Here is a 15,502-nt window from a genome sequence, read left to right as displayed (position 1 = left end):
CACATAAACGCAAAAAAACCTTAACAAAGCGCTCGGGCTTCGACATGATCCGCGCGTCGATTCCCTTTGGTGGTAACGGTTGATCATGTCGGTTAAAAAAACTGCTCTGGATAAAGATCTCAGGTGGCAGAAGCGCATGGATGCGGGGTTGGGTGAAACCGCCTCGATCAGTGCAAAGCTTGGCCTTGCTCTTGTGTTCCTGCTGGCCTGCAGTGCATTCGTCGCCTTCCACTTGGGGGGCTTGCCGCAAAGTGGCTTCCTGATCGCTGCTGCAGTGATCGGTGGTTACATGGCGCTGAATATCGGTGCGAACGACGTTGCAAACAACGTGGGCCCGGCAGTGGGGTCACGGGCGTTGACCATGACTGGCGCGATTTTAATTGCCGCCATCTGTGAAGCTGCGGGTGCGATTATCGCCGGTGGCGACGTTGTCGGAACCATCAAAAAGGGCATCATTGACCCAACGGCCATGCCAGATGCCCAGACATTTGTCTGGGCGATGATGGCAGCGCTTCTGGCAGCGGCCCTGTGGCTTAATCTTGCGACATGGTTTGGCGCGCCGGTGTCAACGACCCACTCCATCGTTGGTGGAGTGATGGGGGCCGGTATGGCGGCCGTTGGCATTGGTGCGGTTAACTGGCCAACCATGGGCACTATTGCCGCAAGTTGGGTGATTTCCCCGGTGCTGGGTGGATTGATTGCCGCCGCGTTCCTTGCATTTATTAAATTCCGGGTGCTGTATCAGGAAGACCGTATCTCTGCCGCACGCAAATGGGTGCCGGTTCTGGTGGCCCTGATGGTGTCTGTCTTTTCGGTCTACCTGATGATGAAGGGGGTCAAGAAGGTTTGGAAAGCCGACATTTCGGTCGTGATGGCGATTGGTGTTGCTGCCTTCTTCCTGACGCTTGTTCCGATGCGCAAGGCGGTCATTAAGGCATCTGCCACCATGTCGGGGCGTCGTAAGGAAATTGCATCTCTGTTCCGCGTTCCGCTGGTGATTTCGGCAGCGCTTTTGTCGTTTGCGCATGGCTCGAACGACGTCGCCAATGCGATTGGTCCGCTGGCCGCCATTGTTTCAGGCATTGATAGCGGTCAGATTGTAACCTCTGCGCCGATCCCGATCTGGGTCTTGGTGATTGGTGCGCTGGGTATTTCGGCGGGCTTGATCCTGTTTGGTCCGAAACTGATCAAGACCGTCGGGTCAAAGATCACCAAACTTGATCCGATCCGTGCCTATACCGTGGCATTGTCGGCCGCAATTACCGTGATCATTGCATCGGCCCTTGGTCTGCCGGTCAGTTCGACCCACATCGCGGTGGGGGCAGTGTTTGGGGTTGGTTTCCTGCGCGAAAGCCTGTCGCACCGTCGTCGCAATGTTGCTGCTCCGCCGATGCTGGTTGATCAGCCTGCCGACGATCAGGCGAATGCCCATATCGAAGCGCTGCGTCAGATCGACTCAAACGAAGCCGAAAAAGCAGAACGCAAACTGCGCAAGCGCCTTCTTGTGCGCCGTCGCTATGCGGTAACGATTGCAACGGCGTGGGTGGTGACAGTGCCTGCAGGTGCATTTCTTGGTGCGCTTCTGTTCTTCACCATTCGCGGTATCATGCTGTAATCGCAAAAGAATATAGTTTCGCGGCACGGCGCCCCATTTTCCCCGGGGCGGCTTGCAGCGATCTGCAGCGGCGATCAGGGTTTTCCTGGTCGCCGTTTTTCCTTGACCGTCATGTCGCTTGGGCTTAGACACCCGGCAACCAAAGTTGAACAGAACCCGGTCGGAATCGTCGCCCAGTCAAGGTGGGCCGCGAGATTTGTTATGCGTGGGTTCCCCTTGTTGAAGGACAAGAAGATGAAAGCGATCATTTTCGGCATTCTCGCCATGGCGGCGACCGTCGTTGCATCAAACATTCTGGTTGAGTATCCGCTTCCGGGTGTTCTGGCAGACTGGCTGACTTATGGGGCCTTTACCTATCCGGTAGCATTTCTTGTGACCGACTTGACCAACCGTGCCCGTGGTGCAGCGGCAGCACGCGTTGTGGTGCTGGCGGGTTTTGCGCTGGCGGTTGTTTTGTCGCTGATCGTTGCCGATACGCGTATTGCCATCGCATCGGGTTCGGCATTTCTGATTGCCCAGATGCTTGATGTCACGATTTTCGACAAACTGCGTCAGGCGACCTGGTGGAAAGCGCCACTTGTGTCATCGGGGATCGGGTCGGCTGTTGATACTGCATTGTTCTTCTCCATTGCCTTTGTTGGTACCGGTTTGCCGTGGGATACGTGGGCGATGGGTGATTTTGCCGCAAAGGTCATCATGGCACTGACCTGTCTTGCGCCGTTCCGTCTGTTGATGACGGTAATTACCCCGCGTCTGAATGCGGAACCGGCACAGAGCTGATATGCCGCGCGCCGACTTGTGATTTATGACGAAGGGGCGCATAAGACGCCCCTTCATTTGTTTTTTAATTGACCCGGAATAGACCCGATCCATGAAAGTCGATCTGTTCGATTTTGAATTGCCGCGTGAACGCATTGCCGAACATCCGGCCAACCCGCGTGACGCGGCGCGTATGCTTGATCTGTCCGTTGCCAACGAGCTCCATGATCGCATCGTGCGTGAATTGCCCGATATTCTGCGTCCAGGTGATTTGCTGATTTCCAATGATACGCGTGTGATCCCGGCCCGCCTGTTTGGCAAGCGCGGTGAGGCCAAGGTTGAGGTCACCCTGCATAAACAGGAAGGCCTTGGCACATGGGTGGCCTTTGCCAAACCGGCCAAGAAATTGCGTATCGGGGAAATCTTCAAGGTCAACGAAGAATTCGAAGCCGAGGTTCTTGATAAGAAGGACGGCGGCGAGGTGACCCTGCGCTTTAACAAATCCGGTGCAGACCTGATTGCTGCACTTGAAAAGTACGGCGTCATGCCACTGCCGCCCTATATCCGACGCGAAGCGGGCGGTGATGATCAGGACAAGTCCGATTATCAGACCATCTTTGCGCAAAAGGACGGCGCGGTCGCGGCCCCGACAGCAGGACTGCATTTCACCCCGGAGCTTCTTGCCAATCTGGATGCACGCGGGATCAATCGCCGCACGATCACGCTACATGTTGGCGCGGGCACGTTCCTGCCAGTCAAGGTCGATGACACCGAAGACCACAAAATGCACGCCGAATGGGGATCTATCAGCAAGGAAATCGCTGATCTGATCAACGAAACCCGTGACAAGGGCGGGCGCGTGGTCGCTGTTGGCACGACATCGCTGCGTTTGCTTGAAAGTGCAGCGCGTGAAGATGGAGTGGTTGAACCGTTCGAGGCAGAAACCGATATCTTCATCACGCCGGGTTACAAGTTTCGCGCAGTGGATATGTTGCTGACGAACTTCCACTTGCCGCGTTCGACACTGTTTATGCTGGTTTCGGCCTTTGCCGGGTTTGAACGGATGAAGGCCGCCTATGGTCACGCGATCGACAACGAATATCGTTTTTATTCCTATGGCGATTGCAGCCTGCTTGAATGCGCCAACAAAATTGATGCACGGACATAATCTGACATGACCGAATTTCGCTATGAACTGCTTGCCCAAGATGGCAAGGCCCGTTTGGGGCGCATTCACACAGCCCATGGCGTGATTGATACGCCAACCTTTATGCCGGTGGGGACCGCTGCGACGGTAAAGGGCATGTTGCCTGAAAACGTCGCCGACACGGGGGCGCAGATATTGCTGGGTAACACGTATCATCTGATGCTGCGTCCGGGTGCTGAACGTATCGCCCGTCTTGGTGGTCTGCATAAATTCATGAACTGGGACAAACCGATCCTGACTGACAGTGGCGGGTATCAGGTGATGTCGCTGGCAAAGCTTCGCAAGATCACCGAAGATGGCGTGACCTTCAAAAGCCATATTGATGGCCGCAAGTTCAACCTGACACCGGAACGGTCGATGGAAATTCAACATCTGCTGGGGTCGACCATTACCATGGCGTTTGATGAGTGCACGCCGTTTCCTGCGACCGAACAGCGGGCCGCCGAAAGCATGCGCATGTCCATGCGGTGGGCAAAGCGTTCCAAGGATGCGTTTGTCGAACGGGAGGGCTATGCGCTTTATGGTATTCAGCAAGGCAGCACGTTTGAACACCTGCGCCGTGAAAGTTCCGAAAAGCTGGCTGAACTTGATCTTCCCGGACATTCGGTTGGCGGGCTTGCGGTTGGCGAAGGCCAGCAGATCATGTTTGAAACACTTGATTTCTGTGTTGATATGTTGCCTGCCAACAAGCCGCGCTATCTGATGGGGGTTGGTAAGCCCTCTGACCTTGTCGGTGCTGTGATGCGTGGGATTGACCAGTTTGATTGCGTTTTGCCAACCCGGTCGGGCCGTAATGCACAGGCCTTTACCCATCATGGGACCTTGAATTTAAAAAATGGTCGTCATCGTGATGATGATCGTCCGCTGGATAATCAGTGCGGATGCCCGGCATGTACAAAATATTCGCGTGCCTATCTGCATCACCTGATCAAATCGGGTGAAATGCTCGGTGCAATGCTACTGACCTGGCATAATCTTGCCTATTATCAGGATTTGATGCGCGATATGCGGGGCGCCATTTCCGAAGGCCGTATGGAGGCCTTCGCGCGTGATTTTCATGCCGGACAGGAAGGCGGGGATATTGATCCCGTGCCGATCATCGAAGATTAAGGAAACTGATTATGGCCGATCAGACCATTTACGACAATCTGACCATGCTGGGCAGTGACACGGCACAACCGGCATCTCCGGATGAAGCGGTTCTTGAGCGTGTCGAAAATCCGCAGGCCGGAACCGATTATTGTGTGCGGTTTGTCGCACCGGAATTTACATCGCTTTGCCCGATGACCGGACAGCCGGATTTTGCCCATCTAGTGATTGACTATGTGCCGGGTGACTGGCTGGTGGAAAGCAAGTCGTTGAAGCTTTTCCTGACCTCGTTTCGCAATCACGGGTCTTTCCATGAAGACTGCACGATCAAGGTTGCCAAACGCATTGTCGAGACGCTTGATCCGAAATGGCTGCGCATTGGTGGGTACTGGTATCCGCGTGGCGGCATACCGATTGATGTGTTTTATCAGACCGGCACTGCGCCAGAGGGGGTCTGGATCCCCGAACAGGGTGTCGCACCATATCGCGGGCGTGGTTAGAGCCTGATCCCAGGCGCAGTTGATGCAACTCTTAAAAGGCTGTCTGTAACGCAGGCAGCCTTTTCTTTTGGCAACTGGGCATTTCACATACAGGGCAAGTGATAATTATTCGCATTGTTATTGTCAGGCATTCCTGTTAATGGAAGGGGATCGGTAGCGGGGCTGTCGGTGCTATGTGTTTGGTTTGGTTGGAAATGCCGATGGCGCGTCAAGGCGCATCAATTCTTATGGCAAGTTTTCAGGAAAACTATGAACAGCTTCTGCGGTTTTTAACCCGGAAGCTAAATGGTGATTCCGAACGTGCGGCAGATGTTGTTCAGGACACGTATTTGCGGCTGGCCAAAACCCCGGAAACCGAAGACCAGATCGAAAATCCAAGGGCATATATTTATCGGGTGGCCGGGAACCTTGCGATTGATCAAATCCGAAGTGATCGTCGCAAATTCGCCCATCATGAAACCGACGAAGGTGTTGCTGACATCAGTGATCCGAAACCGGGACCGGAAAACATTTATCTGTCGCGCGAACAGATCGTGTTGCTTGATCGGGCGCTGGCTGAATTGCCTGATAAACCGCGTGCTGCCCTTTTGTTGTTTCGGGTTGATGGGCTTTCTCATGCTGAAATTTCTCAAAAGCTTGGCGTTTCGAGTAGCATGGTTGCCAAGTATATCGGCCGCGCCTTAAAGCATTGTCGTAGCGCGCTTTTGACGGGGGGCGAAAAATAATGTCAAAAAAACTGGCATTATTTGCCCGACTGGTTCGTCTCATAAGTAGGGAACGTCGTTTATCGGGAACGACACAGGATCGGGAACAGGAATTGTGACGTCGGGTGCGACAGCACATAAGCCGCAAGTATTGCATGGCTATGACGATGAACTGACCGCGCTTAGCGATCAGGCCATTGATCATCTTGTGTACCTGCATTCTGGTGATGCTGATTTGGTCGCACATCGGGAATTTGTTGTCTGGCGGGCACAAAGTGATGCGCATGAGCGTGCAGCCCGTGATGCTGAAGCCCTGCTTGGTGCTGTTGGTGAAACGGCAACCGCCCGGCAACGCGATTGGCTGAACTCGGCGGCAAAACCAAGCCGCACCACCAGTGCAGTTTCTCCGCGCCGAACGCGCCAACCCACAAGCTTTTGGGGGGGATTGGTCCGGCGACGGCCGATGGTATCTGGATTGGTCGCCTGTGCCGTGCTGTTAATGATGATCATCGGCGGAGTGCGGGAAAGCGGTATGTGGGCGCGTTGGAACGCAGATTTCACCACAGAGACCGGACAGTATCAGACCGTCCACCTGCCAGACGGATCGGTGGCGCATATGAATACCGCATCGGCATTTTCGATCGATTTTTCCGGTGATGTTCGCGAGGTAACCATGACCTCCGGCGAAGTGATTTTTGACGTTGCCAAGGATGTAGACCATCCCTTCATCGTCTCAGCGCTTGATGGGCAGGCAATGGCGGTTGGCACAATGTATGGCGTACGCATCAAGGATGACTGCGCAAAGGTCACAGTCCAGGAAGGCATTGTTGAGGTGCGGAACGGGGATGGTTCTGCCCTTCGATTGTCTGCGGGCGAACAAGCGATCTATCAGAACGGGCAGGCGCCCGAACTGAATGTTGATGCCGACCTTGGCGGCTATGGCAGTTGGCAGCGCGGCAAACTGATCTTTAACAGTCGCCCGCTGGGGGATGTCATTGATGAAGCACAACGCCACACGTCAGGACGGATTGTTATCGCCCGGGATGTGCTGCGCGATATGAAAGTCACCGGTGTTTTTGAAACGGCTGCACTTGATGATTTGTTGCAATCAATTGAACAAACAACCGGTGCCGGCGTCGTTAAGCTGCCGTTGTTGACGGTGATCTACTAGTTCGTAAAATACGGCATTCCAGCGGGTTAGCCACAAAATCCAAAAAAAATGAAAAAACGGGTGCAAGTCTCGTTCATTGAGATCGTCTTAAGGTCAAAAGCGAATGATTGTGTTTCTTAATATCATTTGCAGCAGGGGAAATTAACCAGAAGGCCTTATGATGAATTCAGTAAATACGATGATGAAAACGGTAAGCAAACAGCCGTTTGATCGTTATCACGGGGAATTGCGCAGCCTTTGGATGCGCCGACTTGTTGCAACCACATTGATCTCCGGGTCTGCGCTGTTAAGCCCTTGGCAGGTAGAAGCCGCCAGCCTTGCCGAACAGGCAAAAAACCAAACCGAGGTGGCCCAATCGAGCGTCGTGATACTCGACATTCCGGCACAGAGTCTTGACCGTGCCCTGACAACTCTGGCTGACCAGGCCGACCTCAAGCTGTTCTTCCCGTCACAAGGCCTGAGTGACCTTGATGCGCCGGCATTGCAGGGGGAAATGGCCGTTGATGCCGCGCTGACCACCTTGCTCAGCGGTTCGGGCTTTACATGGCGCTATACCGACGGCGGCACTGTCACGATTGAAAAGCTGTCTGTCGATGGTGAAGACGTACTTGACCCCATCCGGGTTGAAGCAAGAAGCATACGTGATGCAGCAACCGGACCTGTGGATGGTTATGTTGCGTCATACTCTACGGCGGGTACGAAAACCGCATCATCGGTTCTGGAAACATCACAAACAGTAAGTGTCGTTACCCGTGATGAAATGGACGACCGTGGTGTGCAGACTGTGACAGATGCCCTGCGTTACACGCCAGGCGTTCTGGGTGATATTTACGGTACAGACCCACGTGGGCACGACCGTGTGACCATGCGTGGTTTCACCAATTATGATAACGGTGATTTCCGTGATGGCCTTCGCACGACATCTTCGGGATTTGCGGTATATGCGACAGAGCCATACGGGCTTGAACGTGTGGACGTTGTGAAAGGTCCAAGCTCCAGCCTTTATGGTCAAAGCGAAGCGGGCGGCCTGGTCGACCGTATTTCCAAGCGCCCGACAGCTGAGCAAAAGCAGGAAATTCGTGTTGAAGCAGGCGAGTGGGAGCATTTCCAAGGCGCATTTGACATCGGTGGTTCTGCAAATGCGGATGACAGTTTGCTGTTCCGCGCTGTTGGTGTCGTAAAGAATGCAACCAGTGAATATTCATTTGCCAATGGCGAAGACCCGGACAATGATCGCGTGTATTTTGCCCCGTCCCTGACAGCGCAGATCAATGATGATACGAAACTGACACTTCTTGCAGAATACATGCATGAAGACCGGTGGGTGACCTATCGCTATGTCGATCTCAATGGCAATTTCTATGACTTCCTGACTGGTGACCCTGATCTGGAAGAATTTACCCGTGATCAGGTTTCCTTCGGGAGTGAGTTTGAGCACCGTATCAATGATACTTGGTCGTTCCGCCAGAACGCGCGCTATACCTATATCGACAGTTACGAAATCGGCTTGTTCCCGACCGGTTTGACCGGATCAACAATGTCTCGTTACATCAGTGAAGGGGATAACGAGATCGGCGGTTTTGTCGTTGATAACCAGTTTGAAGCTTTGTTCTCGACCGGTGACGTCGACCACACCCTGCTTTTGGGCGTTGATGGTGAATATGAAATCAATGACTACAAATACGGTTACGATACCGGTGCAACTTCGTTGAACGTCAATAATCCGGTCAACACACCGTCAACCTATAACCCGACTTATAGCTCGTCTGAAAACTACGAACAGCGTACGTACCAGTATGCCCTGTATGCGCAAGATCAATTGAATATCGGTGATCACTGGGTTGTTAACCTGGGGGGGCGTTTTTCCAAGGTTGATAGTAAAACTGAATATGCAGACGGCAGCACGCTTGAGCAGAACGACGATGCATTCACCGGCCGCACTGGTCTGAGCTACGTCTTTGACAACGGGCTTGCACCTTATGTCAGCTATTCCGAGGGCTTCTCTCCGGTATCGGGATCGGATGCAGATGGCAATCCGTTTGAACCCGAAGAGGACACGCAATATGAAGTGGGGGTCAAATACAAGCCCCATGGGATGGATGCACTGTTTACCGCGTCTGCATATCATATCATCAAGGAAAACGTGACGACCGATGACCCCGATGATGGCGGCAGCGCAAAGGTTCAGACAGGTGAGGCGAAATCGCTTGGTGTTGAGTTGTCGGGCAAGTTTTCGTTTCTTGATCATTGGAATGCATCCGTTGCATATGCATTCACCGATACGCAGATCACCAAAGACAATGACGGTAATACGGGCAATGAATTGCTGAGTTCGCCTAAACACACGGCGTCTGCTTGGCTGAATTATGACTTTACCCGTGGTGCACTTGACGGGCTCTCCATCGGGTCGGGTGTCCGGTACACGGGGGCGTATTTCGCAACGAACTCAAACGACTACGAAGTCGACGGGTTTACGTTGGTTGATCTGGGCATGCGCTATCGTGTGAACGAAAACGTCGCGCTGGGTGTCAATGCGACCAACCTGTTTGACAAGGAATACGTATCGAACTGTGTAACGTCGCGTTCGTATTGCTTCGCAGGGGATGGTCGACGTGTCGTCGCCAATCTGACCTACAACTGGTAGTCAGGTTGCAAACATTTTTAGTGCGAAGGCCGCAGCATCATGCTGCGGCCTTTTGCGTTTTGGACGGAAAACTATATAAGGCACCAGAGAGAACGGCAGAAAACGCAAACAAGCCTGATCAGTGCCATGACAGCCAAAACGCCAGATGCAATCACGTTTGAGATGCTTCAGGCCAAAGCCCGTGAAATCGGCTTTGATGTCTGTGGTGTGGCGCGCCCGAAAATTGATCCGCGCAACCAAAAACGGCTTGATGAATTTGTTGCCGGTGGTGAATACGGATCAATGGCGTGGATGAATGATCCCGAACGTCTGCCGCGCCGCCGTGATCCCGAAATGCTGTGGCCTGATGTCAAGTCGGTGATTGTTCTGGGCAGCAATTATGGCCCGGCAGAAAACCCGATGGCGTTACTTGATCATCCCGACAGGGCAATGATCTCGGTCTATGCCAAAAACAGGGATTATCACGACCTGATCAAGAAGCGTCTGAAACAGTTGGCCCGATGGATTGTTGAACAATCTGGCGGGGCAGAACAGGTAAAGGTGTTTGTCGATACCGCCCCGGTACTGGAAAAACCGTTGGGGCAGGCATCTGGTGTTGGTTGGCAGGGAAAACACACCAACCTTGTGTCCCGTGAATTTGGCAGTTGGCTGTTTCTGGGCGAGGTTTTTACGACCCTGAAGCTGACCGAGGCAGCCCCGGAAATAGACCATTGCGGGTCGTGCTCGAAATGTCTGTCGGCTTGTCCGACGGATGCGTTTCCCGAACCCTATAAACTTGATGCACGCAAATGCATCAGTTACCTGACAATCGAACATGACGGGCTTATTCCCCACGAATTTCGTAAACCCATGGGCAATCGCATTTATGGCTGTGACGATTGTTTATCGGTCTGTCCGTGGAACAAGTTCGCCAGCCGCACTGAGGAACTGGCCTTTATCCCGCGTGCTGAATTGACAGCGCCAAGGTTGGCCGATTTCCTCGAACTGGATGATGCGGAATTCCGGGCTTTCTTTACCGGATCACCGATCAAGCGGATCGGGCGGGCAAAGTTCCTGCGCAATGTGCTGATCGCGGCCGGTAATAGTGGGGCACCACACCTTGCGACACGCATCGAGGTGCTGCTTGGCGACAAAAGCCCGGTTGTTCGGGGAACTGCTGTCTGGGCGTTGTCGCAATTGCTTGATGACGCGGCATTTTCAGTGCTTCAGGTGCGTTATTCCCGGCAGGAAGAAGATGCCTTGGTCCGTGATGAATGGGATTATGCCGCGCAAACGGTCTGACCCGTTTACATATCAAACTTCACGAAGTTGAAGTGATACCGAAGCCCACCCTTGGTATCGCAAAAGGCAATGCCATAGCCTGGTCCAAGCGGGTTGGGGTCTTCAAGCTCTTGTTCCTTTTCGTGACGGAAATCAAGCGGCTCTCCGGACTGGGTGCTATTGCCCAGAACAAATGGTACGCCAAGCCATGTGCCCGTTGCCGGTCGATGCAGATGACCAAAGAACAGGTGCTTGATCTGTGGGTTGGCAGAGATGATCTCGCCCAGTTCGTCTTCGACATCAAGCCGGATGGTATCCATGAACGGTAAGCCCATTTCAAACGGCGGATGGTGCATAAACAGGAATGTCGGTGTTTCCTTATACGAGGTCAATTCATCGCGCAGCCAATCAAGGCGTTTCTCGCATAATGTTCCGTGATGATGGCCGGGCACGATGCTGTCCATCATGACAAAGCGCACGCCATCAAATGTTTGCCCGAAATTGACAAAGCCATTGGCGTCGGTTTCGGTGGTTGGAAAGGCATCGCGAAACGCTTCACGCACATCATGATTGCCTGGAATGATCAGATAAGGAATGACAAGGTCAGACAGAATATCGACCGCCTGTTCATACTGATCAGCTTTGCCATGATGGGTGATGTCGCCGGTGATGATGCAGATTTCAGCATCCGCGTGATAGGTGTTCACTTCGTCAATCACCTTGCGCAACGTTGCCGTCGCATCGGGATAGCGTGAAACATCGTTTCTGGCGAGAATATGAAGGTCGGAAAGATGTATGAATTTCATATAGATGCCCTATCATGACGGAAAGCTTTTGAAATCATGGTCGTTTTTGCGCTGAAGTTAAAGGCTTAGTGTCCAAGCTCATTCACATAACCGATCCGGCAACTGATATGAGAGAAAAGGCAAGGAAAGGCCCGCAGGCCTTGATGGGCCCCCGTCAAGGGGTTTGACACAGAGGCTTTTTCTCATATCAATTGTCCCGTGGATCCACCGGATTTGCAGGCCTATGTCGTCGCAAAATCTTGAAAGATTGTGGGCATCCTGCAGATTTTGTTCTGCATATCCGCACAAAACCGGGAGACCGGGTCGATCAAGTAAATGAGTTTGGACCCTTAACACCAATGGAAGATGCCGTTCGTAAAAGATCCGTTACAATCGCCGGCCACCGTACCAGTTTCTCGCTTGAAGATGCGTTTTGGGAAGAACTGCTTGCCATCGCAGAGCGACGCGAGATGACGTTGGCCGAACTGGTTGTCGAAATTGATTCGGAACGTGACGGCAACCTGTCGAGTGCGCTGCGCCTTTATGTCTTGCGCGACCTCCAGGCACGTTTGGTGGTTGCTGATCATGACACAGCGTCCTCAAAACCAAATGACATCTAAGATGGTGGCTGAAAATCATGTGTGGCATTGCGGGCGCAACAGAACCAGATGATCAAATTGCTGTCGCCCCAATGTTGCATCAGCTTGTCCATCGCGGGCCTGACGGGACAGGTGTTTGGGCAGCCCCTGATGATGGGGTCACCCTTGGCTGCGCACGTCTTGCGACAACAGACCCCAGTGAAAGCGCAAACCAACCTTTGGCGACAACGGATGGGCGTTTTGTGTTGGTCTTTAATGGCTATATCGCCGGACACCGGCACCAAATTGCCAAGGCGCGGCAAAATGGCCTGACGGTTACGACCGACAGTGATGCGGAGCTTGTCTTGCACTTGCTTGCGTGTGTGGTGCGCCGTGGTGGGGATGTTGCCAAAGTACTGAAGGATTTGTCCGGGCAATATGCGTTGGCTTTTTGGGATGATGAAGAATCCTGTTTGTGGCTTGCCCGTGATCCTCTTGGCATCAAACCACTTTATGTCATGTCGCGACCAAACGGGCATATTGCCTTTGCCTCCGAGATGGCTGCGCTATCTGAAATTCAAACGCTTAAACGCGATGATGCCATCAAGGCAGATTACCTGGCGCATCTGTTTGTCCCTGCCCCCCAAACTGGCGTTGAGGGGGTGACGCTTATGACGCCAGGTAAGGTGTTATGTTGGCAAGGCGGTAAAATCACCGGTGACCAAATCCGCCATCCTGCAAAAGTGCGGCAAGATGGGCAGGAACAAAAGGCATCGGCCAATGCGTTGTTGCAAGCTGTTCGGCAATCGGTTGCAGATGCAATGGATGCGGATTGCGGGGTTGGATGTTTGGTCTCTGGCGGGGTGGATAGTGCCGGTGTTTTTGCCTTGGCATGTGATCTGGCCCGCGAACGGGGGGATCAACTTCCGGCAGCATTTGTGATGGGGTTTGATGATCCTGCCATTGATGAAACAGATGCAGCACAAAAGCTGTGCGATCATTTTGGGCAGAAGCTGCATGTTGTTCCAGCGCCGCGAACACCTGCAGAAATTCACGATGAACTTTGCCATTCCTTGCGCAGTGTCGGTGCCCCCTTTGCCAATCCGTCGATTGTTTTGATGCGGCGGCTTGCCAAAGCGGTGAGTGCGCATGTCAGGGTATGTTTGTCGGGAGATGGCGGGGATGAGTTGTTTGGCGGTTATCCACGCTATCGGGCTGGGCAGCTGTTTGAAAACTATTGGCGATATGTCCCGGCACCGCTCAGGCAATGCTTAGCCGAGTGGGTACCGCACACAAACCACCGGGGGATGAAAAGGTTCCTGTCTGGTGGATGCGGGGAGGTGGACCATGCATTCGCATACTGGAACAACCGGTGTGCCATTCCGGAACTTACAAACAAATTATCTCTGACCGCATATGGCAGCGACGACAGCATTGGTTTGCAAGGGGCTATGATGGCATTTGATCGCGATGTGATCTTGCCCGGCAATCAGCTTTTGATGTCGGATCGCTGTGGCATGGCTTTTGGTGTCGAATATCGATTGCCGCTGTTGGCACATGAAGTTGTGCGAGAAGCGGCGTTGATTTCACCTCATGCGCACCTGAAGAACGGAGCAAAAACAATATGGCGCAACGCCATCGCGCCATATCTTCCGCCCGGTCATGCGCACAACCGCAAAATCGGGTTTAATCCGCCAGTGGCAGACTGGGTGTCAGGAGTAGCCAATTATCTGTGGGGCGATGAGGATCGCATCCTTGATGTCGTTTTTAAGGACATCCCAGCGTCACGTAACGTTAAGGCCGGTTATTGGCGGCGTGCTGTTTCCGGCCATGATCTGGATATGGCTTTGACAGTCTGGGCGTTGATGGTCTGGCAAGTATGGCTGGGACTGGATAAGGAATGTGACGATGGGGTTTTTAGCCGCAATGGACGGTCAAGCGTGAGGGGCACTGCCGATATCGCGTGATCGCCGATACAGGTTGAGTGCCGTCAGCGCAGTGGGGGCCAACTGGACAACCTGACGGGACAGAGACAGCAGGCGATTTTCATCAGGATTGTTGTCTTCAAATACGGTTTGTGTGGTTTCACACAGTTCCGAGAGTTGGCGCAGACCAAAGGTACCCGATGTGCTTTTAAGCGCATGGACTTCATTGCGGACCGTTGTCAGATCATCTTCGGACAGGGCCTTGTCGATTTTGACCAGGCGGGTTTCCGTTTCATTGATAAAAATTTCAATGCCACATCCTGCCCCCTCATCTCCGGCATCGGTGTAAAGTTGTTCAAGAATGCGAACATCAAGAACAGGGCCTGTCAGGGATTCTGGTCGGTGTGGTCGCCCGATTCGCGCACTTTTTCTGCGTTTCGGGGCCGTGGGGGTGTCAGGGGCGCCATCTGATACACCCGGCCGTCGGGTGATCAGTTCTTCCATCGTATCAATCAGTTTTTGCCGCTGGATCGGTTTGTTGATGAAGTCATCCACGCCCGATTGTCGGGCGATGATGTTCCAGTCCCGCGACTGATGCGCTGAAAGGGCAATAATCGGGGTGCGCGAAACCGGGCCATTCATATGGCGGATACGGCGCGTGGTATGCAGCCCGTCCATATCGGGCATCTCAACATCCATCAGGATCAGATCAGCAGTCACACCGCGTTTAAGCATATTCAGAACGGTTTGGCCGTTGCTTGCCTCGACAATGCCATACCCTTCGGCCTGAAGAATGCGCCGGGCGACCATGCGGTTGCTTTCGCTGTCATCAGCAATGATCACGGTACCGGTCTTGGGGGTGTTCGCAGAATCACCAAGATCGTGCTGCTTTGCCTGCGGTGTCTGTGGTTTGACAAAGCAAACCGAAATCATGCCGCCATCGGGGAGTTCTGTTTCATTGAAGATCAGGTCTTCTTCAGAGACACCAGAGATCAATTGTTCCCAAGCGGGATTGGCAAAGACAATCTGTTCGTCAGCATCAAAAAGCGCAATCCCCGCCTGCGCTTGCTTCAGGGAATCAATGATCTTTGTTTCCATTCGCCATCCACCGATTCGGTGCCGGGCATTCCACCAAGAGGCACATTTTTGTCTCTGACATGAAACGTTAGAGCTTCATATTCGAACCTGCTTATTTTTGCAGTTTTTTCTAATAAGTCCATGATTTTTAGCGGCCATGGCCCAAGCCTGACCCTTAGATATGAAAC

General features: G+C 53.1%; 13 protein-coding genes. 11 read left to right on the top strand and 2 right to left on the bottom strand.

The features are described 5' to 3' along the window. The first annotated feature begins 136 nt into the window (after positions 1 to 136). From JF44_RS0108375 to queG, 9 genes are all read left to right on the top strand, one after another. On the top strand, positions 137 to 1,615 hold the full coding sequence (locus tag JF44_RS0108375) for an inorganic phosphate transporter (protein ID WP_156111632.1): 1,479 nt from the start codon (positions 137 to 139) through the stop codon (positions 1,613 to 1,615). 234 nt (positions 1,616 to 1,849) lie between these two features. Beyond that, complete coding sequence (locus JF44_RS0108370) at positions 1,850 to 2,395, top strand: VUT family protein (protein ID WP_033068613.1); 546 nt, start codon at positions 1,850 to 1,852, stop codon at positions 2,393 to 2,395. Between the two features lie 91 nt (positions 2,396 to 2,486). Further along, entirely contained in the window at positions 2,487 to 3,542 is a 1,056-nt protein-coding gene (queA, locus tag JF44_RS0108365; RefSeq protein ID WP_033068504.1) for a tRNA preQ1(34) S-adenosylmethionine ribosyltransferase-isomerase QueA, read from the top strand. 6 nt (positions 3,543 to 3,548) lie between these two features. Next, positions 3,549 to 4,691, top strand: a complete 1,143-nt coding sequence (tgt, locus tag JF44_RS0108360) for a tRNA guanosine(34) transglycosylase Tgt (RefSeq protein WP_033068503.1) — start codon at positions 3,549 to 3,551, stop codon at positions 4,689 to 4,691. An 11-nt stretch (positions 4,692 to 4,702) separates the two neighbouring features. Further along, positions 4,703 to 5,170 carry a preQ(1) synthase gene (gene queF / locus JF44_RS0108355; protein WP_033068502.1) on the top strand — a complete coding sequence of 156 codons (468 nt, stop codon included), beginning with the start codon at positions 4,703 to 4,705 and terminating at the stop codon, positions 5,168 to 5,170. A 200-nt stretch (positions 5,171 to 5,370) separates the two neighbouring features. Continuing rightward, on the top strand, positions 5,371 to 5,895 hold the full coding sequence (locus tag JF44_RS0108350) for an RNA polymerase sigma factor (protein WP_033068612.1): 525 nt from the start codon (positions 5,371 to 5,373) through the stop codon (positions 5,893 to 5,895). A gap of 94 nt (positions 5,896 to 5,989) precedes the next feature. Further along, positions 5,990 to 7,045 (top strand): FecR family protein, encoded by a 1,056-nt coding sequence (locus JF44_RS0108345; protein WP_081944371.1) that lies wholly within the window; start codon positions 5,990 to 5,992, stop codon positions 7,043 to 7,045. A 160-nt stretch (positions 7,046 to 7,205) separates the two neighbouring features. Then, positions 7,206 to 9,689, top strand: coding sequence for a TonB-dependent siderophore receptor (locus JF44_RS0108340; protein ID WP_033068611.1), 2,484 nt, complete (start codon positions 7,206 to 7,208; stop codon positions 9,687 to 9,689). 126 nt (positions 9,690 to 9,815) lie between these two features. Further along, entirely contained in the window at positions 9,816 to 10,970 is a 1,155-nt protein-coding gene (gene queG, locus JF44_RS0108335; protein WP_052065631.1) for a tRNA epoxyqueuosine(34) reductase QueG, read from the top strand. 5 nt (positions 10,971 to 10,975) lie between these two features. On the opposite strand, the gene JF44_RS0108330 is transcribed toward queG, so the two are convergent. Continuing rightward, complete coding sequence (locus tag JF44_RS0108330; RefSeq protein WP_033068500.1) at positions 10,976 to 11,755, bottom strand: phosphodiesterase; 780 nt, start codon at positions 11,753 to 11,755, stop codon at positions 10,976 to 10,978. Positions 11,756 to 12,093: 338 nt separating this feature from the next. Here JF44_RS0108330 and JF44_RS0108325 point away from each other — a divergent pair, with 338 nt between their 5' ends. After that, positions 12,094 to 12,354, top strand: a complete 261-nt coding sequence (locus JF44_RS0108325; RefSeq protein WP_033068499.1) for a ribbon-helix-helix domain-containing protein — start codon at positions 12,094 to 12,096, stop codon at positions 12,352 to 12,354. Between the two features lie 17 nt (positions 12,355 to 12,371). Further along, positions 12,372 to 14,279, top strand: coding sequence for an asparagine synthase (glutamine-hydrolyzing) (gene asnB, locus JF44_RS19905; RefSeq protein WP_052065603.1), 1,908 nt, complete (start codon positions 12,372 to 12,374; stop codon positions 14,277 to 14,279). On the opposite strand, the gene JF44_RS0108315 is transcribed toward asnB, so the two are convergent. Next, on the bottom strand, positions 14,247 to 15,335 hold the full coding sequence (locus JF44_RS0108315; protein WP_033068498.1) for a response regulator: 1,089 nt from the start codon (positions 15,333 to 15,335) through the stop codon (positions 14,247 to 14,249). The two genes, asnB and JF44_RS0108315, sit on opposite strands and share 33 nt — an antisense overlap. Between the last annotated feature and the right edge of the window lie 167 nt (positions 15,336 to 15,502).

The sequence above is a fragment of the Thalassospira australica genome (assembly GCF_000763295.1).
GTDB classification, from domain to species: domain Bacteria; phylum Pseudomonadota; class Alphaproteobacteria; order Rhodospirillales; family Thalassospiraceae; genus Thalassospira; species Thalassospira australica.
Note: the sequence above shows the minus strand (reverse complement) of the source record. Positions and strands in the feature narration are given on the sequence as shown.

Excerpts from the sequence above, each read along its gene's own strand:
- JF44_RS0108375 (WP_156111632.1), top strand. The coding sequence starts at position 137 with ATGGATGCGGGGTTGGGTGAAACCGCCTCGATCAGTGCAAAGCTTGGC.
- JF44_RS0108370 (WP_033068613.1), top strand. The coding sequence starts at position 1,850 with ATGAAAGCGATCATTTTCGGCATTCTCGCCATGGCGGCGACCGTCGTT.
- queA (WP_033068504.1), top strand. The coding sequence starts at position 2,487 with ATGAAAGTCGATCTGTTCGATTTTGAATTGCCGCGTGAACGCATTGCC.
- tgt (WP_033068503.1), top strand. The coding sequence starts at position 3,549 with ATGACCGAATTTCGCTATGAACTGCTTGCCCAAGATGGCAAGGCCCGT.
- queF (WP_033068502.1), top strand. The coding sequence starts at position 4,703 with ATGGCCGATCAGACCATTTACGACAATCTGACCATGCTGGGCAGTGAC.
- JF44_RS0108350 (WP_033068612.1), top strand. The coding sequence starts at position 5,371 with ATGGCGCGTCAAGGCGCATCAATTCTTATGGCAAGTTTTCAGGAAAAC.
- JF44_RS0108340 (WP_033068611.1), top strand. The coding sequence starts at position 7,206 with ATGAATTCAGTAAATACGATGATGAAAACGGTAAGCAAACAGCCGTTT.
- queG (WP_052065631.1), top strand. The coding sequence starts at position 9,816 with ATGACAGCCAAAACGCCAGATGCAATCACGTTTGAGATGCTTCAGGCC.
- JF44_RS0108330 (WP_033068500.1), bottom strand. The coding sequence starts at position 11,755 with ATGAAATTCATACATCTTTCCGACCTTCATATTCTCGCCAGAAACGAT.
- JF44_RS0108325 (WP_033068499.1), top strand. The coding sequence starts at position 12,094 with ATGGAAGATGCCGTTCGTAAAAGATCCGTTACAATCGCCGGCCACCGT.
- asnB (WP_052065603.1), top strand. The coding sequence starts at position 12,372 with ATGTGTGGCATTGCGGGCGCAACAGAACCAGATGATCAAATTGCTGTC.
- JF44_RS0108315 (WP_033068498.1), bottom strand. The coding sequence starts at position 15,335 with ATGGAAACAAAGATCATTGATTCCCTGAAGCAAGCGCAGGCGGGGATT.